Raw genomic sequence first — 25,439 nt, 5'->3', positions numbered from 1 at the left:
ATGGCGGAGTCTCAACCACTGTCAGTCGCGCCGGAAGGGGCGGAGTATCTGCGCGCGGTGCTACGCGCGCCAGTATACGAAGCGGCGCAGGTGACGCCGCTGCAAAAAATGGAAAAGCTCTCGTCACGTCTGGATAACGTTATTCTCGTCAAACGCGAAGACCGGCAGCCGGTACATAGCTTTAAGCTGCGCGGCGCTTACGCGATGATGGCCGGATTGACCGAAGAACAAAAAGCCCACGGCGTGATTACCGCGTCGGCGGGGAACCATGCACAGGGCGTGGCGTTTTCCTCCGCGCGGCTTGGCGTGAAGTCTCTGATCGTCATGCCAAAAGCAACGGCGGATATTAAAGTCGATGCGGTACGCGGTTTTGGCGGCGAAGTGCTGTTGCACGGCGCTAATTTTGATGAAGCGAAAGCGAAAGCTATTGAACTGGCGCAGCAGCAGGGTTTTACCTGGGTGCCGCCGTTTGATCACCCAATGGTGATCGCCGGGCAGGGCACGCTGGCGCTGGAGCTGCTTCAGCAGGATTCGCATCTCGATCGTGTCTTTGTGCCGGTTGGCGGCGGCGGCCTGGCGGCGGGCGTAGCGGTACTGATCAAACAATTGATGCCGCAAATCAAAGTGATTGCCGTCGAAGCGGAGGATTCCGCCTGCCTGAAAGCGGCGTTGGAAGCCGGTCATCCAGTGGATCTCCCGCGCGTTGGGTTATTTGCTGAAGGCGTGGCGGTAAAACGCATCGGCGACGAAACCTTCCGCCTGTGCCAGGAATATCTCGACGACATTATTACAGTCGATAGCGACGCTATCTGCGCGGCGATGAAAGATCTGTTTGAAGATGTGCGTGCGGTGGCGGAGCCGTCCGGCGCGCTGGCGCTGGCGGGGATGAAAAAATATATCGCCCTGCACAATATTCGCGGCGAACGCCTGGCGCACGTCCTTTCCGGCGCCAACGTCAACTTCCACGGCTTGCGCTATGTGTCTGAACGCTGCGAGCTGGGGGAACAGCGCGAAGCGTTACTGGCGGTGACCATTCCGGAAGAAAAGGGGAGCTTTCTCAAATTCTGCCAGTTGCTTGGCGGGCGTATGGTCACCGAATTTAACTACCGTTTTGCCGACGCGAAAAATGCCTGTATTTTTGTCGGCGTACGCGTCAGTCAGGGGCTGGAGGAGCGAAAAGAGATTATCACCCAACTGTGCGACGGCGGTTATAGCGTAGTGGATCTCTCCGACGATGAAATGGCGAAGCTGCATGTGCGCTATATGGTCGGCGGGTGTCCATCCCATCCGCTACAGGAACGCCTCTACAGCTTTGAATTTCCGGAGTCGCCCGGCGCGTTGCTCAAATTCCTGCATACGCTTGGCACGCACTGGAATATTTCGCTATTCCATTACCGCAGCCACGGTACCGATTATGGCCGCGTGCTGGCGGCGTTCGAGTTAGGCGATCATGAGCCGGATTTCGAAACCCGGCTGCATGAGCTGGGCTATGAATGCCATGATGAGAGCAATAACCCGGCGTTCCGGTTCTTTCTGGCGGGTTAATTCAGCGTTTAGTTTTTCAGGCCCACAAAGTAAAGTGGGCCTGATATCCAGATATGATCTTCCCTCAGTTATTCGGCTTTTCTGCCAGCCCGGAGCATCCACTCATTTAATTTTGCGAGACGTTTTCCAGAAGGCGCCCAATCTGCTTGTGGTGAAACTCGGCTCACCATATCGTTAGCACCGCCATCATTTGCACCTGTTAAAAGCAATGTATAAAATTTTATACACAAGGGTGTTATGTTACTCACCCGAGCTCTCTCCAATGAAAAAGAAATTCGATGGGTGGGATCTTCTCTGGAGGGTCTCCTGGCTTTTCCCATAACGGTACGTAAAGCAGTCGGTTATCAGCTTCACAAAATTCAGTATGGAATTGAACCCGATGACTGGAAACCGTTTTCAGAAATTGGGGCTGGGGTAAATGAAATTCGTATTCGTGACAACAATGGTATCTATCGCGTTATGTATGTCGCTAAGTTTGAAGAAGCACTCTACGTTTTGCATAGTTTCCAAAAACAGACGCAACAAACCAGTCAGCATGATAAAAACATCGCCAGAACGCGTTATAACCGGGTGGTGCAACAACGGAGAAACAGCTTGTGATTGCCAAAACTGATAGTGATATTCGCCATGTGACGCCATCTGGCGGTAATGTTTTTGCTGATTTGGGGTTTCATAAGCAGGACGCAGAAAAGTTTTACGCTGATTCCCTGAATGAAATCGAAAACACGTTAGCCATTAAACAACAGCTAATGGAAGAAATTACCCTCTGGATTACGCAAAACCAGATGAAGCAAGCCGAGGTTGCTACAGTTTTGCATATATCCCGACCGCGCGTTTCGGATGTCGTCAACAAGAAATGCAGCAAATTCACCATTGATGCTCTGGTGAATATGCTTAGCCGTATTGGGAAGCCTGTTCGGGTAATGGTAGGGCCGTAAAACTAATTCGGTAAAATCTTCCAGAACGCATCAATTAGCGGCTCATGCAGCCGCTTTTTTTGCGCGCAGATGCCGAGTTCAAACGGCGTTTTTTCATCGCTGCGTTCTAAAATCATCACCCGGTTGCGCACTGGCTCCGGGCTGTTTTCCAGCACCACTTCCGGCAGCAGCGCCACGCCGCAGCCCAGCGCCACCATTGAGACCATCGCTTCGTGACCGCCGACGGTGGCGTAAATCTGCGGATTGCTGATTTTATGCCGGCGGAACCATAGCTCAATGCGACGGCGTACCGGCCCCTGGTCGGCCATGATAAACGGCACCGTCGACCAGTCTGGCTTGTCGACCGAAACCTGATTACGCACCGGGCAGGGCAGCGCCGGGGCGATCAGCACCACTGCCAGATTCTCCAGCATCGAAAACGCCACCGCACCGGGCAGCGTTTCCGGCTTACCGGCAATCGCCAGATCGGCCTCGCCGGTGACCACTTTGTCCATGGCGTCGGCGGCGTCGCCGGTGGTGAGCTTAATTTCCACCGAGGGATGTTCGGCGCGGAAGCGGTCGAGGATCGGCGGCAGATGACTGTATGCCGCGGTCACCGAGCAGAAAATATGCAGTTCGCCGGAAAGGGATGGCCCCTGCTGATCGAGGGTATGGCGCAACTGCTGATATTGCAAAAGCGTCTGTTGGGCAAACACTCGCAGCTCTTCACCCGCTTCGGTCAGCGTGACCGTGCGGTTATCACGCACAAACAGCGGCTGGCCGAGATCTTCTTCCAGCCGCTGAATCTGCCGGGAGAGCGTGGAGGGGCTGACGTGCATCGCCCGCGCGCTGCGGCCAAAGTGGCGGCTTTCCGCCAGATGCAGGAAGGTTTTTAGATCGCGTAAATCCACAGACAGACCTCCGGTTTTTGACGTTGCATAAACCGCAACATAACGTTGTGAATATATCAATTTCCGCAATAAATTTCCTGTTGTAATGTGGGTTCATTCGCACAGATAGCAATCTGTAAACCGAACAATAAGCGCGACAACACAACATCACGGAGTACACCATCATGGCTAACTACTTTAATACACTGAATCTGCGCCAGCAGCTGGCGCAGCTGGGTAAATGTCGCTTTATGGGCCGCGACGAATTCGCCGACGGCGCGAGCTACCTTCAGGGTAAAAAAGTGGTCATCGTCGGCTGTGGCGCTCAGGGTCTGAACCAGGGCCTGAACATGCGTGACTCCGGTCTGGATATTTCCTACGCCCTGCGTAAAGAAGCTATTGCTGAGAAGCGCGCCTCCTGGCGTAAAGCGACCGAAAACGGCTTCAAAGTAGGCACCTACGAAGAGCTGATCCCGCAGGCTGACCTGGTGGTTAACCTGACGCCGGACAAACAGCACTCCGACGTTGTACGTTCTGTACAGCCGCTGATGAAAGACGGCGCAGCGCTGGGCTACTCCCACGGCTTCAACATCGTGGAAGTGGGAGAGCAGATCCGTAAAGACATCACCGTGGTGATGGTGGCGCCGAAGTGCCCGGGGACCGAAGTGCGTGAAGAGTACAAACGTGGTTTCGGCGTGCCGACGCTGATCGCCGTTCACCCGGAAAACGATCCGAAAGGCGAAGGCATGGCGATTGCTAAAGCCTGGGCGGCGGCCACCGGTGGTCACCGTGCGGGCGTACTGGAATCTTCTTTCGTGGCGGAAGTGAAATCCGACCTGATGGGCGAGCAGACTATTCTGTGCGGTATGCTGCAGGCCGGTTCTCTGCTGTGCTTCGACAAGCTGGTGGCAGAAGGCACCGACCCGGCATACGCGGAAAAACTGATTCAGTTCGGCTGGGAAACCATCACCGAAGCGCTGAAGCAGGGCGGCATCACCCTGATGATGGACCGTCTGTCTAACCCGGCGAAACTGCGTGCTTACGCGCTGTCCGAACAGCTGAAAGAGATCATGGCGCCGCTGTTCCAGAAACACATGGATGACATCATCTCCGGCGAATTCTCTTCCGGCATGATGGCTGACTGGGCGAACGACGATAAGAAACTGCTGACCTGGCGTGAAGAGACCGGTAAAACCGCGTTCGAAACCGCACCGCAGTTTGAAGGTAAAATCGGCGAGCAGGAGTACTTCGATAAAGGCGTGCTGATGATCGCGATGGTGAAAGCGGGCGTTGAGCTGGCGTTCGAAACCATGGTCGATTCCGGCATCATCGAAGAATCCGCTTACTACGAATCACTGCACGAACTGCCGCTGATCGCGAACACCATCGCCCGTAAGCGCCTGTACGAAATGAACGTGGTTATCTCCGATACCGCAGAATACGGTAACTACCTGTTCTCTTACGCTTGCGTACCGCTGCTGAAACCGTTTATGGCGGAATTGCAACCGGGCGATCTGGGTAGTGCTATCCCGGAAGGCGCGGTAGACAACGCACAGCTTCGCGACGTGAACGACGCGATTCGTAGCCATGCGATTGAGCAGGTAGGTAAGAAACTGCGCGGCTATATGACGGATATGAAGCGTATTGCGGTAGCGGGTTGATATACCTTGTCGGGTGGTGCTAGCGCTTACCCGACCTACAAAATCAAGCAGACGATGTAGGCCGGGTAAGGCGTAGCCGCTACCCGGTTTTTTATTTGCGATACAATACTTTAATGATGTGGTAACCGAACTGGGTATGCAGCGGGCCGGTTGGCTCCAGTACCGGGCAGGAAAAGACTACTTTATCGAATGCCGGAACCATCTGGCCCTGACGAAATTCGCCTAAATGACCGCCTTTTTTACCGGATGGGCAGATAGAATGCTTCTTCGCCAGCTTCTCAAAATCGCCGCCGTTTTTAATTTGCTCCAGAAGATCTAAAGCCAGTTTCTCTTCTTTTACAAGGATATGCAGTGCTGCTGCCATTTTTGCCATTATTGTGTTCTCACGTCGCAAAGATTGGCCGTCACTTTATCACTCCTTAGGCCGTCAGACATATACTCTTCGCCATTACAGGACAGATGTCCCGCCTGATTTAATGAACTGGGAGATAAGCGGCATTTTTAGCAGGCGTATTTCGGATGTGCGGGACGGCGGTCCTGTCCTTTCTGACAAGGGGCGAGATACCATGAACATAATGAAAAACGCAGAATTTCCAGACGACTGGCTTTTAGGGCTACGCCAGGTCGTACGCGACCCAGTGCTCTATGAATTACTCAAATACTGCCCGTTGGAAATCATGCAGTACAGGGCGTTTATGCGATGTCGCTTGAGTATGTTCTGCTGACGGCGATCGCGCTAATGGGTTCTTTCAGTTGGATCAAGAGCGCACAGCGTAATGGCTATACGCCGCTTGCCGCCAGAGCCTGCTGATTGACCTTTTCCAGGCTGCCTGAAAAAGCAGCCTGGTCTTCTCTGGGCCTCGCTTTCTGCTACAATCCCTCCCCCGTTCGAAGATTGAGCACTATTCCCATGCGTTTAAATCCCGGCCAACAACACGCTGTCGAATTCGTCACCGGACCCTGCCTGGTGCTGGCAGGAGCGGGTTCTGGTAAAACTCGCGTAATTACCAATAAAATCGCCCACCTGATCCGCGGATGCGGCTATCAGGCCCGGCATATTGCGGCGGTGACGTTTACCAACAAGGCAGCGCGTGAGATGAAAGAACGCGTCGGGCAGACGCTCGGCCGTAAGGAAGCGCGCGGTTTGATGATCTCCACCTTTCATACGCTAGGGCTGGATATTATTAAGCGCGAGTACGCTGCGCTGGGGATGAAATCGAACTTTTCATTGTTTGACGATACCGACCAGGTCGCCTTGCTCAAAGAGCTGACCGAAGGCCTGATCGAAGACGACAAGGTTCTGTTGCAACAGCTGATCTCCACGATCTCCAACTGGAAAAACGATCTCAAAACGCCTGCACAGGCAGCGGCGGGGGCGAAAGGTGAACGCGATCGTATTTTTGCCCACTGCTACGGGCTTTACGACGCCCATATGAAGGCATGCAACGTTCTCGATTTTGATGATTTGATTTTGCTGCCGACGCTGCTGCTGCAACGCAATGACGAGGTGCGCGAGCGCTGGCAGAATAAAATTCGTTATCTACTGGTGGATGAATATCAGGATACTAACACCAGCCAGTATGAGTTGGTTAAGCTGCTGGTTGGGCAACGCGCGCGCTTTACGGTCGTAGGCGATGACGATCAGTCTATCTACTCCTGGCGCGGGGCGCGTCCGCAAAACCTGGTGTTACTGAGCCAGGACTTTCCGGCGCTGCAGGTGATTAAACTGGAGCAAAACTATCGTTCTTCGGGCCGCATCCTGAAAGCGGCGAATATTCTCATCGCCAACAATCCGCACGTCTTTGAAAAGCGCCTCTTTTCCGAACTCGGTTACGGCGCGGAACTCAAAGTGTTAAGCGCAAACAATGAAGAGCATGAAGCTGAGCGCGTTACCGGAGAACTGATTGCCCATCACTTTGTGAACAAGACCCAGTACAAGGATTACGCCATTCTGTATCGCGGGAATCATCAGTCGCGGGTATTTGAAAAATTCCTCATGCAGAACCGCATTCCGTACAAAATTTCCGGCGGCACCTCATTCTTCTCCCGTCCGGAGATTAAAGACCTGCTGGCCTACCTGCGGGTGTTGACCAACCCGGATGATGACAGCGCTTTCCTGAGCATCGTGAATACGCCAAAACGCGAAATCGGTCCGGCCACGCTGCAAAAGCTGGGTGAATGGGCAATGACGCGTAATAAAAGCCTGTTTACCGCCAGCTTTGATATGGGGCTTAGCCAAAAGCTGACCGGGCGTGGTTACGATTCATTGACGCGTTTTACCCACTGGCTGGGGGAAATCCAGCGTCTGGCCGAACGCGAGCCTGTCGCCGCCGTGCGCGATCTCATCCACGGTATTGACTATGAATCCTGGTTGTACGAAACCTCGCCGAGCCCCAAAGCGGCGGAAATGCGTATGAAAAACGTTAACCAGCTCTTTAGCTGGATGACTGAGATGCTGGAAGGCAACGAACTCGATGAGCCGATGACGCTCACCCAGGTGGTTACACGCTTTACGCTGCGCGATATGATGGAGCGCGGCGAGAGCGAAGAAGAGCTGGATCAGGTACAGTTGATGACGCTTCATGCGTCGAAAGGACTGGAATTCCCGTATGTCTATATGGTGGGAATGGAAGAAGGATTTTTGCCGCATCAAAGCAGCATTGACGAAGACAATATTGAGGAAGAGCGTCGGCTGGCCTATGTCGGGATCACTCGTGCGCAGAAAGAGCTCACCTTTACATTATGTAAAGAGCGCCGTCAGTATGGGGAACTGGTGCGCCCGGAACCCAGTCGCTTCCTGTTAGAACTGCCGCAGGATGATTTAATCTGGGAGCAGGAGCGCAAAGTGGTAAGCGCTGAGGAGCGAATGCAAAAAGGGCAAAGTCACCTGGCTAATCTGAAAGCCATGATGGCGGCAAAGCGAGCGAAATCGTAGGCCGGATAAGCGAAGCGTCATCCGGCAATCAAACTACGGTTAGCGAACGTCCAGCGGCCAGTGTACATAGCTTTGCCACTGGCTTTCCTGATCAATCAACTCTTTACCCAGCGGGTGATGTGCCAGCCAGTCGCCAGGCAAGGTTAACGTCAGATTTTCATTTAGCGCCTGTAGCGTAATTTCTGGTACCAGATCGTCACGACGGCGACCGGCAAAAAGAATCGCCAGTCGCAGCAAACGGCATAGCTGTTCCGCAACACGGGGCGGTACCGCGTTTTGCTGATGAAGCGAAGAGAGATCGACCGGATTGGTCTGATTCAGTAAGAGGGTGGCGAGCAATTTTTTCTGCGCGGGCGTATAGCCAGGCAGATCCAAATGGCGTACTAAATAGGCGGCATGATAGGGCGCCTGTTTAAAATCAACGCTCAGACCGATCTCATGCAACTGGCAAGCGCTAAGCAACAGTTCACGACTGATAGGCTCAATATGCCAGGCATTTTCTACCTGTTTGAGGAAGTTATCTGCCAGCTTCGCCACGCGATTTGCCTGATCGGTATCGACGATAAACCGACGCTGAATGTTTCGCAGCGTGCGGCTGCGGATATCCTGATCTACCGCCAGATGCAACATCCCATACACCAGCCCTTCGCGTAACGCGCCGCCTGCCAGCGTCATGCTCTGGATGTTCAGCTCGGTAAATATCGCGATCAGAATAGCCAGCCCGCTTGGGAAAACCAGCGCGCGCTCCAGCGTCAGGCCTTCGATTTCCAGCTCTTCCAGACGCCCGCACTGTATCGCGCGTTGTTTTAGCTGCTGCAGTTTGGCGAGCGTAATGCGCTCGTCCATCCCCTGCGCCATCATGATTTCCTGCAATGCCTGTACGGTGCCGGAGGCACCCACGCAGACCTTCCAGCCATGAAAACGCAGTTCATCGGCGACCGGACGCAGTACATCGCGCGCGGCCTTCTCCGCATCATCAAAGTTTTCTTGCGCCAGATTACGATCGCTAAAATAGCGTTCAAGCCACGTTACGCAGCCCATCGACAGGCTAAATAGCGACGTGGTTTGCGCGCCAGTGCCGGTAACCAGTTCAGTGCTGGCGCCGCCGATATCCACCACCAGTCGCTGATCTGCGCCGCCGGTGGTATGAGCGACCCCCTGATAAATCAGCCGCGCCTCTTCTTCGCCGCTGATAACCTGCACCGGACAACCAAGGATAGTCTGCGCTTTCGCGATAAATTCACCCGCATTGACGGCGAGACGCAATGTTGCGGTGGCAACCACGCGGATTTGCGGCTGCGGGATATCCTGCAAACGTTCAGCAAACAGACGCAGGCATTGCCAGCCGCGTTCCATCGCTTCGGCTGAAAGGTGGTTGTCGTTGTTCAGACCCGCGGCCAGACGCACCTTACGTTTTATTCGGGTCAGCGTCTGGATGCTTCCCGCCGCCTCGCGCACGACCAGCATATGAAAACTATTGGAACCGAGATCAATGGCGGCATACAACGAGGTGGAATTCATACACTTCATCCTTCAACCTGTATCCGTGTTGGCTGCGTACTCTCCCCTGAATCATTTACTAAAGTAAGCTCATCGGGATTTGTTTTCTTGCCGCCTTGATACAGGCTAATTGATTTTGTGTATGGCATAACTTTTCTTAACCTGAACGACGACGATTACGCGGAGCGCCAGCGCGGCGCGGACCATTGCCAGGACGCGAACGCGTCAGACGCAACGGCTTGGGCAGATCGTTCATGAGCGCTTCCGGATTGTATTTGCTGACCGGAATCGAGTGGCCGATATAGCTCTCAATGGCGGGCAGATTCAGCGCATACTCTTCGCAAGCCAGGCTGATGGAATGCCCGCTGGCGCCAGCGCGACCGGTACGACCGATACGGTGAACATAGTCTTCACAATCGTCTGGCAGATCGTAGTTAAAGACGTGCGTTACGGCGGGGATATGCAACCCGCGCGCCGCGACATCGGTCGCCACAAGAATATCCAGATCGCCGCGGGTGAACTCATCCAGAATCCGCAGGCGCTTTTTCTGCGCGACGTCGCCGGTCAGCAGACCAACACGATGGCCATCTGCCGCCAGATGTCCCCAGATATCTTCGCAACGATGCTTGGTGTTGGCGAAAATAATGGCGCGATCCGGCCACTCTTCTTCGATCAGCGTTTGCAGTAAACGCATTTTCTCTTCATTAGAGGGGTAGAAAAGCTCTTCTTTAATGCGGTGGCCGGTCTTTTGCTCCGGTTCCACTTCAACATATTCGGCGTTGTTCATCTGTTCAAACGCCAGCTCGCGAACCCGATAAGACAGGGTGGCGGAGAACAACATGTTCAGACGCTGCGCAGCCGGCGGCATACGGCGGAACAGCCAGCGGATATCTTTAATAAAACCCAAATCGTACATGCGATCGGCTTCATCGAGTACGACGACCTGAATGGCGCCGAGGTTAATGTGATTTTGTTTGGCGTAGTCGATCAGTCGGCCCGTCGTACCAATAAGAATATCAACGCCGCTTTCCAGCACTTTAAGCTGCTTGTCGTAACCATCGCCGCCGTAAGCCAGGCCTAATTTTAAGCCTGTCGCTTGCGCCAACGGCTCCGCGTCTGCGTGAATTTGTACGGCTAATTCACGCGTCGGCGCCATGATCAGCGCGCGCGGCTGGTTCACCTTGCGATCGTCGATCGCGGGATGAGAAAGTAAATAATGAAACGTTGACGTCAGAAACGCCATCGTTTTCCCGGTACCGGTTTGCGCCTGCCCTGCAACGTCACGACCCGCCAGCGTTAGCGGAAGGGCCAGTGCCTGAATGGGCGTACAATTATAAAACCCTTTTTTTTCAAGGGCTTCAACCACCTGTGGGTGCAGGGCGAAGTCGGAAAACTTCTGTTCTGTTAAATGTGTTTTGCTCATAGTGTGGTAGAATATCAGCTTACTATTGCTTTACGAAAGCGTATCCGGTGAAATAAAGTCAACCTTTGTTGGCGAAGTTAACATCAGCACCTCGTTGGTTAATGCTACACCAACACGCCAGGCTTATTCCTGTGGAGTTATATATGAGCGATAAAATTATTCACCTGACTGACGACAGTTTTGACACGGATGTACTCAAAGCGGACGGGGCTATCCTCGTTGATTTCTGGGCAGAGTGGTGCGGGCCGTGTAAAATGATCGCTCCGATTCTGGATGAAATCGCTGACGAATATCAGGGCAAATTGACCGTTGCCAAACTGAACATTGACCAGAACCCAGGTACTGCGCCTAAATATGGCATCCGCGGTATTCCGACTCTGCTGCTGTTTAAAAACGGCGAAGTGGCGGCAACCAAAGTAGGCGCACTGTCTAAAGGTCAGTTGAAAGAGTTTCTCGACGCCAATCTGGCGTAATACCTTTTATACGTCGAATGACAAAGGCGCTGTATAGTCAGGCGTCTGTCATTCGACGAATGATTAAGGTATCAGGCAGTTTCGTGGCGTCTGTTGTCCTTACGTTATTCTTAAATTGTCAGGATCTCTGGACGCCCGGTCTGAGTCGTGCTAAGTTAGTAGTGACTTCGAATTAAACATACCTTATTAAGTTTGAATCTGGTTTTATCCGTCACTTCCCGTTTTTTCTCGCACGAGAAGTGGAAAGATTCCTGGCTCTTCGCTCATTCCGTCTTGTCGTTTCAGTTCTGCGTACTTTCCTGTGACCAGACAGCGAACAGACATGAGTTGATAGCCGTAAACAGGCATGGATGACCCTGCCATACCATTCACAACATTAAGTTCGAGATTTACCCCAAGTTTAAGAACTCACACCATTATGAATCTTACCGAATTAAAGAATACGCCGGTTTCTGAGCTGATCACTCTCGGCGAAAGTATGGGGCTGGAAAACCTGGCCCGTATGCGCAAGCAGGACATTATTTTTGCCATCCTGAAGCAGCACGCAAAGAGTGGCGAAGATATCTTTGGCGACGGTGTGCTGGAGATATTGCAGGATGGATTTGGTTTCCTCCGTTCTGCAGACAGCTCCTACCTCGCCGGTCCTGATGATATCTACGTTTCCCCCAGCCAAATCCGCCGTTTCAACCTCCGCACTGGTGATACCATTTCTGGTAAGATTCGCCCGCCGAAAGAAGGTGAACGCTATTTTGCGCTGTTGAAAGTTAACGAAGTTAACTACGACAAACCGGAAAACGCCCGTAACAAAATCCTCTTTGAGAACTTAACCCCGCTGCACGCAAACTCTCGTCTGCGTATGGAGCGTGGTAACGGTTCTACCGAAGACTTAACGGCGCGCGTTTTGGATCTGGCTTCGCCGATCGGTCGCGGCCAGCGCGGTCTGATTGTCGCGCCGCCGAAGGCGGGTAAAACCATGCTGCTGCAGAACATCGCGCAGAGCATAGCGTATAACCACCCAGACTGCGTGCTGATGGTGCTGCTGATTGACGAACGTCCGGAAGAAGTGACCGAGATGCAGCGTCTGGTGAAAGGCGAAGTGGTTGCCTCTACCTTTGACGAACCGGCATCCCGCCACGTTCAGGTTGCCGAAATGGTTATCGAGAAGGCGAAACGTCTGGTTGAACACAAGAAAGACGTTATCATCCTGCTCGACTCCATCACCCGTCTGGCGCGTGCCTACAACACCGTGGTGCCGGCTTCCGGTAAAGTATTGACCGGTGGTGTGGACGCTAACGCCCTGCATCGTCCGAAGCGTTTCTTCGGCGCGGCGCGTAACGTGGAAGAGGGCGGTAGCCTGACTATCATCGCGACGGCGCTAATCGATACCGGTTCCAAGATGGACGAAGTTATCTACGAAGAGTTTAAAGGCACCGGTAACATGGAGCTGCATCTCTCGCGTAAGATCGCTGAAAAACGTGTCTTCCCGGCTATCGACTACAACCGTTCCGGTACCCGTAAAGAAGAGCTGCTCACCACTCAGGAAGAGCTGCAGAAAATGTGGATCCTGCGTAAAATCATCCATCCGATGGGTGAAATTGACGCGATGGAATTCCTCATTAACAAACTGGCGATGACCAAAACTAATGACGACTTTTTCGAGATGATGAAGCGCTCATAACCTGGTCTTTACCTGAAAACGCCACGTTTTTACGTGGCGTTTTTGTTTTGCGATTCATCCTGGCGTCATGTCATATAAACTGGTCATCGGGATATGCGCTACAGAGTAACACCATGCACAATACACATTGTTTGCGGTAAAAAGTGTAATGTTCTAACAGGTCTCTTCTAGGAGCTGGCGTAACGCATTATACTTTAAGGAAATGATATATGCTGAGAGCACATACACTGTGAAGTTACTCACCGCTTTATCTGAGCTAATCAGTATTTTTTTATTCACGACCATTTTTATTTTTCTTGCGCGAAAAGTAGCCATAAAAATTGGTTTAGTGGATAAACCAAACTTTCGTAAACGACATCAGGGCGTTATCCCATTAGTCGGCGGGATTTCTGTGTTTGCAGGAATCTGCTTTATGTTTGGCCTCTCGGATTACTACATACCGCACTTATCGCTATATCTTATTTGCGCTGGTGTATTGGTTTTTGTTGGTGCGATGGATGACCGTTTTGATATCAGTGTAAAAATTCGTGCTGTGGTTCAGGCTGTTATTGCGGTTGTAATGATGGTTATCGCAAAACTTCACTTAGGTAGCCTTGGTTACATCTTTGGGCCTTGGGAGTTAGTGCTTGGCCCCTTTGGCTATTTCCTTACTCTGTTTGCGGTATGGGCGGCGATCAACGCTTTCAATATGGTGGACGGTATTGACGGCCTGCTGGGTGGGTTATCCAGCGTCTCATTTGCGGCGATGGGGCTGATTTTATGGTTTGATGGTCAGACTAGTCTGGCAATGTGGTGCTTTGCCATGATCGCCGCGATTCTGCCTTACATTATGCTTAATCTCGGTATTTTGGGGCGGCGTTATAAAGTCTTTATGGGCGATGCCGGTAGTACACTGATTGGCTTTACCGTCATCTGGCTTTTACTGGAAACGACGCAGGGGAAAACTCACTCTATCAGCCCGGTTACCGCGCTATGGATTATCGCTATTCCATTGATGGATATGGTGGCGATTATGTATCGCCGTCTGCGTAAAGGGATGAGCCCCTTTTCCCCTGATCGCCAACATATTCATCATTTGGTTATGCGAGCAGGGTTTACTTCCCGCCAGGCATTTGTTCTTATTACGCTCGCAGCGGCGATTCTGGCGGGAGTAGGCGTAACGGCAGAATACTCTCATTTTGTTCCTGAATGGGTTATGTTGGTGCTCTTTTTGCTAGCATTCTTCCTCTATGGCTACTGCATTAAGCGGGCCTGGAAGGTGGCGAGATTTATTAAGCGTGTGAAGCGTCGCCTGCGCAGGCAACGTGAGAACCGGCCAAACTTAACCAAGTAAATGAGGATACGATGACACAACCATTACCGGGGGCACGCGCGGTGAGCGCTGAAAATGAACTGGATATTCGCGGGTTGTTTCGTACTTTATGGGCTGGCAAATTCTGGATTATCGGCATTGGCCTGCTATTTGCCCTTATCGCGTTAGCCTATACCTTTTTTGCTCGTCAGGAGTGGAGTGCGACGGCGATCACCGATCGCCCAACCGTAAATATGTTGGGCGGTTATTACTCCCAGCAGCAGTTTCTGCGCAACCTGGATATTAAGACCGATCCTGCTTCTTCTGATAAGCCCTCGGTGATGGATGAAGCGTATAAAGAGTTCATCATGCAACTTGCCTCCTGGGATACGCGTCGCGATTTCTGGTTACAGACGGACTATTACAAGCAGCGAATGGTCGGGAATAGCAAAGCTGATGCGGCGATGCTTGATGAACTGATCAATAACATACAGTTTACGCCCGGCGATTTTACACGCGCCATCAACGACAATGTGAAGCTGATTGCTGAAACTGCGCCGGACGCCAATAATCTGCTGCGTCAGTATGTCGCATTCGCCAGCCAGCGGGCGGCGAGCCATCTGAATGATGAATTAAAAGGTGCCTGGGCTGCGCGTACCGTGCAGATGAAAGCCCAGGTCAAACGGCAGGAGGAGGTTGCGAAAGCGATCTATTCGCGTCGTGTAAACAGTATTGAGCAGGCGCTCAAAATTGCGGAACAACATAATATTTCTCGTAGCGCGACGGATGTCCCGGCGGATGAATTACCGGACTCAGAGCTTTTTTTACTCGGTCGCCCTATGTTGCAGGCGCGTCTTGAAAATCTGCAAGCGGTTGGCCCTGCGTTCGATTTGGACTACTTTCAAAATCGGGCAATGTTGAATACGCTTAATGTGGGGCCGACCCTGGACCCTCGTTTTCAGACCTATCGTTATTTGCGTACGCCGGAAGAACCGGTAAAACGTGATAGCCCACGCCGAGCCTTCCTGATGATCATGTGGGGTATCGTTGGGGCGCTAATCGGTGCGGGCGTTGCCTTAACCCGTCGCCGCACGATTTAGCAACACCTCTGCAGTAGGGGGCTGGGCCCCTACTGTCTATTCGAAGAGAATCGATGTGAAAGTACTGACTGTATTTGGTACACGACCGGAGGCCATTAAGATGGCGCCTCTGGTCCATGCGCTGGAAAAAGATCCTCATTTCGAGGCCAAAGTATGCGTTACTGCGCAGCATCGGGAGATGCTTGATCAGGTATTAACTCTTTTTTCTATTGTGCCTGATTACGATCTCAACATTATGCAGCCGGGACAGGGGTTGACGGAAATTACCTGCCGAATTCTGGAGGGATTAAAGCCGATCCTGGCAGATTTTAAACCTGATGTGGTGCTGGTTCATGGCGATACCACCACTACGATTGCTACCAGCCTGGCGGCTTTCTATCAACGAATTCCGGTAGGGCACGTAGAAGCCGGGTTGCGAACCGGCGATCTCTATTCCCCCTGGCCGGAAGAGGCAAACCGCACGCTGACCGGACATCTGGCGATGTACCACTTTGCGCCGACGGAAAACTCGCGGCAGAATCTGTTGCGGGAGAACATTCCGGATGAGCGCATTTTTGTCACTGGCAATACCGTTATTGACGCGCTGATCTGGGTACGCGATCGCGTTCTGACGAGCGATACATTACAGGCTGAACTGGCCGAGCAGTATCCTTTCCTCAACGCGAATAAGAAGATGATTTTGGTGACCGGTCATCGGCGTGAAAGCTTTGGTCAGGGCTTTGAGCATATCTGCCAGGCGCTGGCGGAAATCGCCGCCGCGAACCAGAATGTGCAAATTGTCTATCCGGTGCATCTCAATCCCAACGTCAGCGAACCTGTCAACCGTATCCTCGGCCATGTTGAAAACGTGGTACTGATTGAGCCGCAGGACTACTTACCTTTTGTCTGGCTGATGAATCACGCCTGGCTCATTCTGACCGATTCCGGCGGTATTCAGGAAGAAGCGCCGTCATTAGGTAAGCCGGTATTGGTCATGCGTGAAACCACAGAGCGTCCGGAAGCCATTACCGCTGGTACGGTAAGACTGATCGGCACGGACTCCCGGCGCATTGTGGCGGAAGTTATGCGTCTGCTGCACGACGAAAATGAATATCAAACCATGAGCCGCGCCCATAATCCTTATGGTGACGGGCAATCATGCGCGCGCATTTTACAGGCGTTAAAAAGTTATCGGGTATCGTTATGAGTTTTACGACCATTTCTGTTATTGGGCTGGGGTATATCGGATTACCGACTGCGGCCGCTTTTGCTTCCCGCCAGAAGCAGGTTATCGGCGTGGATATCAACCAACATGCGGTAGACACCATAAATCGCGGTGAAATTCACATCGTGGAGCCGGCGTTGGGCAATGTGGTGAAGATGGCGGTGGAAGGCGGCTTTCTGCGTGCGACGACGACACCTGTCGAGGCCGATGCGTACCTGATTGCCGTGCCGACGCCATTCAAAGGCGATCACGACCCTGACATGGCCTATGTGGAAGCCGCGGCGAAATCCATTGCGCCGGTATTAAAAAAAGGGGCACTGGTGATTCTGGAATCAACATCGCCGGTCGGCGCAACGGAGCAAATGGCTGGCTGGCTGGCCGGGATGCGCCCGGATCTGACCTTTCCCCAGCAGGCGGGCGAGCAGGCCGACGTGAATATCGCCTATTGTCCGGAGCGTGTGCTGCCGGGTCAGGTGATGGTGGAACTCATTAAAAATGACCGCGTGATTGGCGGTATGACGCCAGTATGTTCGGCTCGCGCCAGCGCGCTGTACAAAATTTTCCTTGAGGGCGAATGCGTTGTCACCAACTCGCGCACCGCAGAGATGTGCAAGCTGACGGAAAATAGCTTCCGTGATGTGAATATCGCCTTTGCGAATGAATTGTCGCTGATTTGCGCCGAACAGAGGATTAACGTCTGGGAATTGATCCGTCTGGCGAACCGCCATCCGCGCGTCAATATTTTGCAGCCGGGCCCAGGCGTTGGCGGGCACTGCATTGCGGTCGATCCGTGGTTTATTGTGGCGCAAAATCCGCAGCAGGCGAGACTGATTCGCACCGCGCGTGAAGTGAACGACGGCAAACCGCACTGGGTGGTCGATCAGGTAAAAGCCGCGGTCGCAGATTGCTTGGCGGCCACCGATAAACGCGCCAGAGAAGTGAAAATCGCCTGTTTTGGGCTGGCCTTTAAGCCGAATATCGACGATCTGCGCGAAAGCCCGGCGATGGGGATCGCGCAAAGTATCGCCTGCTGGCACAGCGGCGAAACCCTGGTCGTCGAACCGAATATCCGTCAGTTGCCGAAAAAATTGGACGGACTTTGCACGCTGGCGAAACTGGACGCGGCGCTGACCGCCGCCGATGTGCTGGTGATGCTGGTCGATCACGACGAATTTAAAGCGATTCCCGGCGATGCGGTTCATCAACGTTATGTGGTTGATACCAAAGGAGTCTGGCGCTGATGAAACGCATTCTGGTGACCGGAGGCGCAGGCTTTATCGGATCTGCGGTGGTGCGGCATATCATCCATGAAACGGCAGACGCGGTGGTGGTGGTGGATAAACTCACCTATGCGGGCAACCTGATGTCTCTGGCGTCGGTGGCGCAAAGCGACCGTTTCGCCTTTGAGAAGGTGGATATCTGCGATCGGGCATCACTGGAGCGAGTTTTCCAGCAGTATCAGCCCGATAGCGTGATGCACCTGGCGGCGGAAAGCCATGTAGACCGTTCCATCGACGGCCCGGCGGCGTTTATTGAAACGAATATCGTTGGTACTTACACCTTGCTGGAAGCCGCTCGCGCTTACTGGTCCGCGCTTGACGCGGACGCTAAAGCGGCGCTCCGCTTCCACCATATCTCCACCGATGAAGTGTATGGCGATCTGCATACTGCAGACGATTTCTTCACCGAAACCACGCTATATGCGCCAAGCAGCCCTTATTCCGCCTCCAAAGCCAGCAGCGACCATCTGGTACGCGCCTGGTTACGTACCTACGGTCTGCCTACGCTTGTCACCAACTGCTCTAATAACTACGGGCCCTACCATTTCCCGGAAAAACTGATCCCGCTGATGATTCTGAACGCGCTGGCGGGTAAACCATTGCCGGTCTATGGCAACGGTCAGCAAATTCGCGACTGGCTGTATGTAGAGGATCATGCCCGTGCGTTGTATCACGTGGTGACGAACGGCGCGGTGGGCGAAACGTATAATATCGGCGGTCATAACGAACGTAAAAATCTGGATGTGGTCAGGACGATCTGCGCTCTGCTGGAAGAGCTGGCCCCACAAAAACCGCAGGGTGTGGCGAATTATCACGATCTGATTACCTTCGTCGACGATCGACCCGGCCATGACTTACGTTATGCCATCGACGCGTCGAAAATCGCCCGCGAGCTGGGCTGGACGCCGCAGGAAACCTTCGAAAGCGGGATGCGAAAAACCGTTCAGTGGTATCTCGCCAATGAGGCCTGGTGGAAACCCGTGCAGGATGGCAGTTATCAGGGCGAACGCTTAGGACTGAAACGCTAAACGGCAGGTTCTTACTCCTGGAGGAGAAACGAATGAAAGGCATCATTCTGGCGGGAGGTTCCGGTACCCGGTTGCATCCCATTACGCGCGGCGTATCAAAGCGCCAGGGCTTCAAAATTGCCTGTCTGGAGGAGATTGCCTGGCGCAACGGCTGGCTGGATGATGATGGTTTGAAACGCGCCGCCAGTCAGCTTGAAAAAACCGGCTATGGCCAATATTTACTGGAGTTGCTCCGTGCCCGTCCGCGCCAGTATTGAACCGTTACTCTGGGAAAATACGTTTTTTGGCGTGAATAGCGGCATTGTGCGTATCGATGCCTCAGCGCCCGAATTAACGCCAGAAGCGCTGCAGGCGTGGCAACGCGTGCAGGTAAAAGTGCCGGCTGAAAACATCGCCTGGCTGTCGGCGTTGCAATCGCTGGGATTCTCTTTGGTTGAAGGCGAGGTGGATTTTGCGTTGCCGGTAAAAGGGCATCGCGACCAGCATGGCGCGGAAATTGCACACCTTACGGACATTCCTGCTTTGCGTCAGTTGGCCGGAGAGGCGTTTACGCAGAGTCGTTTTCGCGCGCCGTGGTATGCGCCCGACGCCAGCGCCCGTTTTTACGCCCAGTGGATTGAGAATGCGGTACGCGGCACGTTTGATCACCAATGCCTGGTGCTTCGCACGGAGACAGGCGCTATCCGCGGTTACGTCTCGCTGCGGGAATTGAATGATACCGACGCGCGCATTGGCCTGTTGGCCGGACGCGGCGCGGGAGCGGAACTTATGCAGGCGGCGATCTGTTGGGCGCAGAGTCGCGGCAAAGCAACATTGCGGGTGGCGACCCAGTTGGGCAACACCGCCGCGCTTAAACGTTACATACAAAGCGGTGCCAACATCGAAAGCACTGCGTACTGGTTATACAGGTGACAACATGATTCCTTTTAATGCGCCGCCGGTGGTGGGAACCGAACTCGAATACATGCAGTCTGTAATGAGCAGCGGCAAACTGTGTGGCGACGGCGGCTTTACGCGTCGTTGCCAGCAGTGGCTGGAGCAACATTTCGGCAGCGCGAAGGTGTTGCTAACGCCTTCCTGTACCGCATCGCTGGAGATGGCGGCTCTGTTGTTGGATATTCAGCCCGGCGATGAAGTGATCATGCCGAGCTTTACGTTTGTCTCCACTGCTAACGCTTTTGTCCTGCGCGGCGCGAAAATTGTGTTTGTCGATATTCGTCCGGATACGATGAATATTGACGAAACGCTGATTGAGGCGGCGATTACTGATAAAACCCGCGCTATCGTGCCGGTACACTACGCTGGCGTCGCTTGTGAAATGGACGTCATCATGGCGCTGGCGGATAAGTATAATCTGTTCGTTGTCGAGGATGCCGCCCAGGGTGTGATGTCCACGTACAAAGGGCGCGCATTAGGGACGATCGGTCACATCGGCTGTTTTAGCTTCCATGAAACCAAAAATTACACCGCTGGCGGCGAAGGCGGCGCGACGCTGATCAACGATCGTACGCTAATTGAACGCGCGGAGATCATCCGCGAAAAAGGCACCAACCGTAGCCAGTTCTTCCGTGGTCAGGTGGACAAATACACCTGGCGGGATATCGGCTCCAGTTATTTGATGTCCGATCTGCAGGCTGCCTATCTGTGGGCGCAACTGGAGGCCGCCGATCGTATCAATCAACAGCGTCTGTCGCTGTGGCAGACTTACTACGATGCGTTAACGCCGCTGGCGCGCGCCGGGCGTATCGAGCTGCCTTCTATTCCGGAAAACTGCGGGCATAATGCCCACATGTTTTACATCAAACTGCGGGATATCGCCGATCGCAGCGCGCTGATTAATTTCCTGAAAGAGGCGGAAATCATGGCGGTATTCCATTACATTCCGCTGCATGATTGTCCGGCGGGCGATAAATTCGGCGAGTTTATCGGGGACGATGTCTACACCACAAAAGAGAGCGAACGTTTGTTGCGTCTGCCGCTGTTTTATAACCTTGCGCCCGTCGATCAACGAACGGTGATTACTACCTTGCTAAATTATTTCTCCTGATATGTCGCTTGCTAAAGCCTCCCTGTGGACGGCGGTCAGTACGCTGGTAAAAATTGGCGCCGGACTGCTGGTGGTGAAACTACTGGCCGTCTCTTTTGGTCCGTCGGGCGTCGGACAAGCGGGTAACTTCCGCCAGATGATTACCGTGCTGGGCGTATTGGCTGGCGCCGGGATATTTAACGGCGTTACCAAACTTGTCGCACAACATCATGATAACCCGGCGCAGTTACGTACCGTGGTGGGAACCTCCTCCGCGATGGTATTGGGGTTCTCTACGCTGCTGGCGCTGGTCTTCTTGCTGGCGGCGGCGCCGATTAGCCAGGGATTGTTCGGTCACACGGACTATCAAGGGCTGGTGCGTCTGGTTGCGCTGGTACAAATGGGGATCGCCTGGGCGAACCTGCTGCTGGCGCTAATGAAGGGCTTTCGTGACGCGTCGGGTAATGCCTTATCGTTAATTGTCGGCAGCTTTTTGGGCGTCGCCGCTTGGTATCTCTGCTACCGTGTCGGCGGCTATGAAGGTGCTCTGCTTGGTCTGGCGCTGGTGCCGGCGCTGGTAGTAGTACCAGCCGGTATGATACTGATTAAGCGCGGCACCGTCCCGCTACGCTATCTCAAGCCCTCCTGGGACAATGGTCTGGCAGGGCAGCTCAGTAAATTTACCCTGATGGCGCTGATTACCTCCGTTACGATGCCGGTCGCCTATGTGATGATGCGAAACCAACTGGCCGCGCACTATAGCTGGAGCGATGTCGGGATCTGGCAGGGCGTAAGCAGTATTTCTGACGCCTATCTGCAATTTATCACCGCCTCCTTCAGCGTTTACCTGTTACCCACGCTCTCACGCCTGACGGAAAAACAGGACATTACGCGTGAAGTGGTAAAAGCGCTGAAATTTGTTTTACCAGCGGTTGCGGCGGCGAGTTTTACCGTCTGGCTACTGCGCGATTTTGCTATCTGGCTGCTTTTTTCCGCCAAATTCACCGCGATGCGCGATCTGTTCGCCTGGCAGTTAGTGGGCGACGTGCTGAAAGTTGGCGCCTATGTTTTCGGTTATCTGGTGATTGCCAAAGCGTCGTTGCGATTTTACATTCTGGCCGAAATTAGCCAGTTCATTCTGTTAACGGCGTTCGCTCACTGGCTGATTCCCGCTCACGGCGCGCTGGGTGCGGCACAGGCTTATATGGTCACCTATATTGTCTATTTTTCACTTTGTTGCGGCGTATTTTTACTCTGGCGTAGGCGAGCATGACTGTACTGATTCACGTCCTGGGATCGGATATCCCTCACCATAACCACACCGTGCTGCGGTTTTTCAATGATACGCTGGCCGCCACAAGCGAGCACGCGCGCGAATTTATGGTTGCCGGTGAAGATAACGGCTTCACGGAAAGCTGCCCGGCGCTCTCGCTTCGTTTTTATGGCAGTAAGAAAGCGCTGGCGCAGGCGGTCATCGCCAAAGCGAAAGCAAATCGTCGACAGAGATTCTTCTTTCACGGTCAGTTCAACACCAGCCTGTGGCTGGCGCTGTTAAGCGGCGGTATTAAGCCAGCTCAGTTTTACTGGCATATCTGGGGCGCGGATCTCTACGAAGTGTCCAACGGGCTGAAATTCCGCCTTTTCTACCCGCTTCGTCGTATCGCGCAGGGGCGAGTAGGGTGCGTATTCGCGACGCGCGGCGATCTCAGCTATTTTGCGCGCCAGCATCCGAACGTACGCGGCGAGTTGCTCTATTTCCCGACGCGCATGGATCCTTCCCTGAATGCTATGGCAAAAGAGTGCCAACGTGCGGGGAAATTGACCATTTTAGTAGGGAACTCCGGCGATCGCAGTAACCAACATATTGCGGCGTTACGGGCGGTGTATCAGCAGTTTGGCGATACGGTAAACGTGGTGGTGCCGATGGGCTATCCGGCCAATAACCAGGCCTATATTGATGAGGTTCGCCAGGCCGGCCTGGCGCTATTTAGCGCCGAAAATCTACAAATTCTTAGCGAAAAAATGGAATTTGATGCCTATCTTGCGCTTTTGCGCCAGTGCGACCTCGGTTATTTTATTTTTGCCCGCCAACAGGGGATCGGGACGTTGTGTCTGCTAATTCAGGCCGATATCCCGTGCGTACTGAACCGCGACAATCCTTTCTGGCAGGATATGGCGGAACAGCATCTGCCCGTCCTGTTTACCACGGACGATCTTAATGAGCAGGTCGTGCGCGAGGCGCAGCGTCAGCTCGCATCGGTAGATAAAAGCGGCATCACCTTCTTTAGCCCCAACTACCTGCAGCCGTGGCATAATGCGTTGAGAATCGCCGCAGGAGAAGCCGAATGAGTTTAATGCAATTCAGCGGGCTGCTGGTGGTCTGGCTGCTCTCTACGCTGTTTATCGCCACGCTGACCTGGTTTGAATTCCGCCGCGTGCGTTTTAACTTCAACGTTTTCTTTTCGTTGCTGTTTTTGTTGACCTTCTTTTTTGGTTTTCCGCTAACCAGCGTGCTGGTATTTCGTTTCGACGTTGGCGTCGCGCCGCCGGAAATCTTATTGCAGGCTCTATTATCCGCCGCCTGTTTCTACGGCGTGTATTACGTGACCTATAAAACGCGTTTACGCAAACGCGTTGTGGATGTACCACGCAAGCCGCTATTTACCATGAACCGGGTGGAAACCCACCTTACCTGGGTGATCCTGATGGGCATCGCGCTGGTGAGCGTGGCGATTTTCTTTATGCATAACGGCTTTTTGCTGTTCCGGCTGCACTCCTACAGCCAGATATTTTCCAGCGAAGTCTCCGGCGTGGCGTTAAAACGGTTCTTCTATTTCTTCATTCCGGCGATGCTGGTGGTCTATTTCCTGCGCCAGGACAGCAAAGCGTGGCTGTTCTTTCTGGTGAGCACCGTCGCGTTTGGTCTGTTGACCTACATGATTGTCGGCGGCACGCGCGCTAACATCATTATTGCGTTTGCTATCTTCCTGTTTATCGGCATTATTCGGGGCTGGATCAGCCTGTGGATGCTGGCGGCGGCGGGCGTGCTGGGGATTGTCGGTATGTTCTGGCTGGCGCTCAAACGCTACGGATTAAATGTGAGCGGCGATGAGGCGTTCTATACGTTTCTTTATCTGACGCGCGATACCTTTTCGCCGTGGGAGAATCTGGCGCTGCTGTTGCAAAATTACCACAATATCGATTTTCAGGGGCTGGCCCCTATCGTGCGTGATTTCTACGTCTTTATTCCCACCTGGTTATGGCCGGGACGACCCAGTATTGTGCTGAACTCTGCGAATTACTTCACCTGGGAAGTCCTGAACAACCATTCTGGCCTGGCGATATCGCCAACGCTTATCGGATCGCTGGTGGTCATGGGCGGGGCGCTGTTTATTCCGCTCGGCGCGATCGTCGTCGGGCTGATTATCAAATGGTTCGACTGGCTGTATGAACTGGGTAACCGGGAGCCCAATCGCTATAAGGCGGCGATTCTGCACAGTTTCTGCTTTGGCGCCATCTTTAATATGATTGTGCTGGTGCGAGAAGGGCTGGATTCGTTTGTTTCGCGCGTGGTTTTCTTCCTGGTGGTTTTTGGCGCCAGCCTGCTGGTCGCTAAGCTTCTGTTCTGGTTATTTGATAGCGCCGGGCTGATTCATAAACGTACAACTTCGCTCCCTCAGGCACAGGTGGAAGGAAAACTATGACCAATAATGCCGCTGCGCCCCTTTACTCGCTGCGTGGATTACCTCTGATTGGCTGGCGCGACATGTCACACGCGCTGAATTATCTGTTTGCCGATGGTCAACTGAAGCAAGGCACGTTGGTGGCGATCAACGCCGAAAAGCTGCTGACGGCGGAAGATAATCCGGAAGTCCGCGCGTTGATAGCGGCGGCGGAATTTAAATATGCCGATGGCATCAGCGTGGTGCGTTCAATACGTAAAAAATTTCCGCAGGCGCAGGTTTCTCGCGTGGCTGGCGCCGACCTTTGGGAAGCGTTAATGGCGCGCGTGGGGAAAGAAGGCACACCGGTATTTCTTGTCGGCGGCAAGCCTGAGGTGCTGGCGCAGACGGAAGCAAAACTGCGGACGCAGTGGAACGTCAATATTGTGGGTAGCCAGGACGGTTACTTTACGCCGGAGCAGCGTCAGGCGCTATTTGCGCGTATCCATGCCAGCGGCGCGAAAATTGTCACCGTCGCGATGGGATCGCCAAAACAGGAATTACTCATGCGCGATTGTCGGGAAGTGCATCCCCATGCGCTATATATGGGGGTGGGCGGTACCTATGATGTGTTTACCGGTCACGTCAAACGCGCCCCAAAAATATGGCAGAACCTGGGGCTGGAGTGGTTGTATCGTCTGCTTTCTCAACCGAGGCGTATTACCCGCCAGATGCGCCTGCTGCGCTATCTTCGCTGGCACTATACTGGCGATCTCTAATTCTCCCTTCTGATGACTTGAGCAGCGGATTGTGCTTATGGTGCTGC

23 protein-coding genes and 3 pseudogenes are annotated in these 25,439 nt (G+C 53.5%); 22 read left to right on the top strand and 4 right to left on the bottom strand.

Annotated features, from left to right (window positions below; all coding sequences use genetic code 11):
- From ilvA to ACQ29O_RS21505, 3 genes are all read left to right on the top strand, one after another.
- Entirely contained in the window at positions 1–1,545 is a 1,545-nt protein-coding gene (gene ilvA / locus ACQ29O_RS21515; RefSeq protein WP_001746536.1) for a threonine ammonia-lyase, biosynthetic, read from the top strand.
- Between the two features lie 282 nt (positions 1,546–1,827).
- Positions 1,828–2,145: a type II toxin-antitoxin system RelE/ParE family toxin gene (locus ACQ29O_RS21510; RefSeq protein ID WP_000535855.1), complete on the top strand. Its 318-nt coding sequence runs from the start codon at positions 1,828–1,830 to the stop codon at positions 2,143–2,145.
- Positions 2,142–2,483, top strand: a complete 342-nt coding sequence (locus tag ACQ29O_RS21505; RefSeq protein WP_000560824.1) for a helix-turn-helix domain-containing protein — start codon at positions 2,142–2,144, stop codon at positions 2,481–2,483. Before ACQ29O_RS21510 ends, ACQ29O_RS21505 begins: the two co-directional genes overlap by 4 nt.
- Before the next feature lie 2 nt (positions 2,484–2,485).
- Here the strand turns inward: ACQ29O_RS21505 and ilvY are convergent, their stop codons facing one another.
- Positions 2,486–3,373: an HTH-type transcriptional activator IlvY gene (ilvY, locus tag ACQ29O_RS21500; protein WP_001746534.1), complete on the bottom strand. Its 888-nt coding sequence runs from the start codon at positions 3,371–3,373 to the stop codon at positions 2,486–2,488.
- 164 nt (positions 3,374–3,537) lie between these two features.
- On the opposite strand from ilvY, the gene ilvC reads away from it, so the two are divergent.
- On the top strand, positions 3,538–5,013 hold the full coding sequence (gene ilvC, locus ACQ29O_RS21495) for a ketol-acid reductoisomerase (RefSeq protein WP_000024943.1): 1,476 nt from the start codon (positions 3,538–3,540) through the stop codon (positions 5,011–5,013).
- 91 nt (positions 5,014–5,104) lie between these two features.
- Here the strand turns inward: ilvC and ppiC are convergent, their stop codons facing one another.
- Positions 5,105–5,386 carry a peptidylprolyl isomerase PpiC gene (ppiC, locus tag ACQ29O_RS21490; protein ID WP_001096806.1) on the bottom strand — a complete coding sequence of 94 codons (282 nt, stop codon included), beginning with the start codon at positions 5,384–5,386 and terminating at the stop codon, positions 5,105–5,107.
- Positions 5,387–5,579: 193 nt separating this feature from the next.
- Here ppiC and ACQ29O_RS21485 point away from each other — a divergent pair.
- The 3 genes and pseudogenes from ACQ29O_RS21485 to rep all read left to right on the top strand — a co-directional run.
- Positions 5,580–5,735: pseudogene (locus tag ACQ29O_RS21485) on the top strand (Crp/Fnr family transcriptional regulator); the annotation flags it as partial.
- A pseudogene (locus tag ACQ29O_RS21480) lies at positions 5,687–5,824 on the top strand (nicotinamide riboside transporter PnuC); the annotation flags it as partial. The pseudogenes ACQ29O_RS21485 and ACQ29O_RS21480, both read left to right, overlap by 49 nt.
- A 99-nt stretch (positions 5,825–5,923) precedes the next feature.
- Complete coding sequence (gene rep / locus ACQ29O_RS21475) at positions 5,924–7,948, top strand: DNA helicase Rep (RefSeq protein ID WP_001238843.1); 2,025 nt, start codon at positions 5,924–5,926, stop codon at positions 7,946–7,948.
- Between the two features lie 39 nt (positions 7,949–7,987).
- On the opposite strand, the gene gppA is transcribed toward rep, so the two are convergent.
- Both gppA and rhlB read right to left on the bottom strand, forming a co-directional pair.
- On the bottom strand, positions 7,988–9,469 hold the full coding sequence (gene gppA / locus ACQ29O_RS21470) for a guanosine-5'-triphosphate,3'-diphosphate diphosphatase (protein ID WP_001089447.1): 1,482 nt from the start codon (positions 9,467–9,469) through the stop codon (positions 7,988–7,990).
- 136 nt (positions 9,470–9,605) lie between these two features.
- Entirely contained in the window at positions 9,606–10,871 is a 1,266-nt protein-coding gene (gene rhlB / locus ACQ29O_RS21465; RefSeq protein ID WP_000047525.1) for an ATP-dependent RNA helicase RhlB, read from the bottom strand.
- A gap of 143 nt (positions 10,872–11,014) precedes the next feature.
- On the opposite strand from rhlB, the gene trxA reads away from it, so the two are divergent.
- The 15 genes and pseudogenes from trxA (at position 11,015) to wecG (ending at position 25,392) form a co-directional block, all read left to right on the top strand.
- Positions 11,015–11,344 (top strand): thioredoxin TrxA, encoded by a 330-nt coding sequence (trxA, locus tag ACQ29O_RS21460; RefSeq protein WP_001280776.1) that lies wholly within the window; start codon positions 11,015–11,017, stop codon positions 11,342–11,344.
- Positions 11,345–11,591: 247 nt separating this feature from the next.
- Positions 11,592–11,675: a rho operon leader peptide gene (locus tag ACQ29O_RS21455; RefSeq protein ID WP_134820045.1), complete on the top strand. Its 84-nt coding sequence runs from the start codon at positions 11,592–11,594 to the stop codon at positions 11,673–11,675.
- 87 nt (positions 11,676–11,762) lie between these two features.
- Positions 11,763–13,022, top strand: coding sequence for a transcription termination factor Rho (gene rho, locus ACQ29O_RS21450; RefSeq protein WP_001054532.1), 1,260 nt, complete (start codon positions 11,763–11,765; stop codon positions 13,020–13,022).
- Positions 13,023–13,251: 229 nt separating this feature from the next.
- Positions 13,252–14,355 (top strand): UDP-N-acetylglucosamine--undecaprenyl-phosphate N-acetylglucosaminephosphotransferase, encoded by a 1,104-nt coding sequence (wecA, locus tag ACQ29O_RS21445; protein ID WP_000771937.1) that lies wholly within the window; start codon positions 13,252–13,254, stop codon positions 14,353–14,355.
- Between the two features lie 11 nt (positions 14,356–14,366).
- Positions 14,367–15,413: an ECA polysaccharide chain length modulation protein gene (gene wzzE, locus ACQ29O_RS21440; protein WP_000193413.1), complete on the top strand. Its 1,047-nt coding sequence runs from the start codon at positions 14,367–14,369 to the stop codon at positions 15,411–15,413.
- A 55-nt stretch (positions 15,414–15,468) separates the two neighbouring features.
- The gene (gene wecB, locus ACQ29O_RS21435; RefSeq protein ID WP_000866685.1) at positions 15,469–16,599 is read left to right on the top strand and encodes a non-hydrolyzing UDP-N-acetylglucosamine 2-epimerase; all 1,131 of its coding nucleotides are present in this window, start codon (positions 15,469–15,471) and stop codon (positions 16,597–16,599) included.
- Complete coding sequence (gene wecC, locus ACQ29O_RS21430; RefSeq protein ID WP_020937214.1) at positions 16,596–17,858, top strand: UDP-N-acetyl-D-mannosamine dehydrogenase; 1,263 nt, start codon at positions 16,596–16,598, stop codon at positions 17,856–17,858. Before wecB ends, wecC begins: the two co-directional genes overlap by 4 nt.
- Positions 17,858–18,925 (top strand): dTDP-glucose 4,6-dehydratase, encoded by a 1,068-nt coding sequence (gene rffG, locus ACQ29O_RS21425; protein WP_000822146.1) that lies wholly within the window; start codon positions 17,858–17,860, stop codon positions 18,923–18,925. The genes wecC and rffG overlap by 1 nt, the downstream gene beginning before the upstream one ends.
- Before the next feature lie 92 nt (positions 18,926–19,017).
- Positions 19,018–19,182, top strand: a pseudogene (locus tag ACQ29O_RS21420) (glucose-1-phosphate thymidylyltransferase); the annotation flags it as partial.
- Positions 19,160–19,837, top strand: a complete 678-nt coding sequence (gene rffC / locus ACQ29O_RS21415; protein ID WP_001145156.1) for a dTDP-4-amino-4,6-dideoxy-D-galactose acyltransferase — start codon at positions 19,160–19,162, stop codon at positions 19,835–19,837. The pseudogene ACQ29O_RS21420 and the gene rffC, both read left to right, overlap by 23 nt.
- Before the next feature lie 4 nt (positions 19,838–19,841).
- Positions 19,842–20,972, top strand: coding sequence for a dTDP-4-amino-4,6-dideoxygalactose transaminase (rffA, locus tag ACQ29O_RS21410; protein WP_000612089.1), 1,131 nt, complete (start codon positions 19,842–19,844; stop codon positions 20,970–20,972).
- A 1-nt stretch (position 20,973) separates the two neighbouring features.
- Positions 20,974–22,224: a lipid III flippase WzxE gene (gene wzxE / locus ACQ29O_RS21405; protein ID WP_000050305.1), complete on the top strand. Its 1,251-nt coding sequence runs from the start codon at positions 20,974–20,976 to the stop codon at positions 22,222–22,224.
- On the top strand, positions 22,221–23,300 hold the full coding sequence (locus tag ACQ29O_RS21400; RefSeq protein ID WP_000217198.1) for a TDP-N-acetylfucosamine:lipid II N-acetylfucosaminyltransferase: 1,080 nt from the start codon (positions 22,221–22,223) through the stop codon (positions 23,298–23,300). The genes wzxE and ACQ29O_RS21400 overlap by 4 nt, the downstream gene beginning before the upstream one ends.
- Positions 23,297–24,655 carry an ECA oligosaccharide polymerase gene (wzyE, locus tag ACQ29O_RS21395; protein WP_000055606.1) on the top strand — a complete coding sequence of 453 codons (1,359 nt, stop codon included), beginning with the start codon at positions 23,297–23,299 and terminating at the stop codon, positions 24,653–24,655. The genes ACQ29O_RS21400 and wzyE overlap by 4 nt, the downstream gene beginning before the upstream one ends.
- Positions 24,652–25,392, top strand: a complete 741-nt coding sequence (gene wecG, locus ACQ29O_RS21390) for a lipopolysaccharide N-acetylmannosaminouronosyltransferase (protein WP_253336243.1) — start codon at positions 24,652–24,654, stop codon at positions 25,390–25,392. The genes wzyE and wecG overlap by 4 nt, the downstream gene beginning before the upstream one ends.
- Positions 25,393–25,439: the final 47 nt, after the last annotated feature.

The organism is Salmonella sp. GDC200615 (assembly GCF_050574145.1).
Lineage (GTDB): Bacteria > Pseudomonadota > Gammaproteobacteria > Enterobacterales > Enterobacteriaceae > Salmonella > Salmonella enterica.
Note: the sequence above shows the minus strand (reverse complement) of the source record. Positions and strands in the feature narration are given on the sequence as shown.

Excerpts from the sequence above, each read along its gene's own strand:
- ilvA (WP_001746536.1), top strand. The coding sequence starts at position 1 with ATGGCGGAGTCTCAACCACTGTCAGTCGCGCCGGAAGGGGCGGAGTAT.
- ilvC (WP_000024943.1), top strand. The coding sequence starts at position 3,538 with ATGGCTAACTACTTTAATACACTGAATCTGCGCCAGCAGCTGGCGCAG.
- ppiC (WP_001096806.1), bottom strand. The coding sequence starts at position 5,386 with ATGGCAAAAATGGCAGCAGCACTGCATATCCTTGTAAAAGAAGAGAAA.
- rep (WP_001238843.1), top strand. The coding sequence starts at position 5,924 with ATGCGTTTAAATCCCGGCCAACAACACGCTGTCGAATTCGTCACCGGA.
- gppA (WP_001089447.1), bottom strand. The coding sequence starts at position 9,469 with ATGAATTCCACCTCGTTGTATGCCGCCATTGATCTCGGTTCCAATAGT.
- rhlB (WP_000047525.1), bottom strand. The coding sequence starts at position 10,871 with ATGAGCAAAACACATTTAACAGAACAGAAGTTTTCCGACTTCGCCCTG.
- trxA (WP_001280776.1), top strand. The coding sequence starts at position 11,015 with ATGAGCGATAAAATTATTCACCTGACTGACGACAGTTTTGACACGGAT.
- rho (WP_001054532.1), top strand. The coding sequence starts at position 11,763 with ATGAATCTTACCGAATTAAAGAATACGCCGGTTTCTGAGCTGATCACT.
- wzzE (WP_000193413.1), top strand. The coding sequence starts at position 14,367 with ATGACACAACCATTACCGGGGGCACGCGCGGTGAGCGCTGAAAATGAA.
- wecC (WP_020937214.1), top strand. The coding sequence starts at position 16,596 with ATGAGTTTTACGACCATTTCTGTTATTGGGCTGGGGTATATCGGATTA.
- rffG (WP_000822146.1), top strand. The coding sequence starts at position 17,858 with ATGAAACGCATTCTGGTGACCGGAGGCGCAGGCTTTATCGGATCTGCG.
- rffA (WP_000612089.1), top strand. The coding sequence starts at position 19,842 with ATGATTCCTTTTAATGCGCCGCCGGTGGTGGGAACCGAACTCGAATAC.
- wzxE (WP_000050305.1), top strand. The coding sequence starts at position 20,974 with ATGTCGCTTGCTAAAGCCTCCCTGTGGACGGCGGTCAGTACGCTGGTA.
- ACQ29O_RS21400 (WP_000217198.1), top strand. The coding sequence starts at position 22,221 with ATGACTGTACTGATTCACGTCCTGGGATCGGATATCCCTCACCATAAC.
- wzyE (WP_000055606.1), top strand. The coding sequence starts at position 23,297 with ATGAGTTTAATGCAATTCAGCGGGCTGCTGGTGGTCTGGCTGCTCTCT.
- wecG (WP_253336243.1), top strand. The coding sequence starts at position 24,652 with ATGACCAATAATGCCGCTGCGCCCCTTTACTCGCTGCGTGGATTACCT.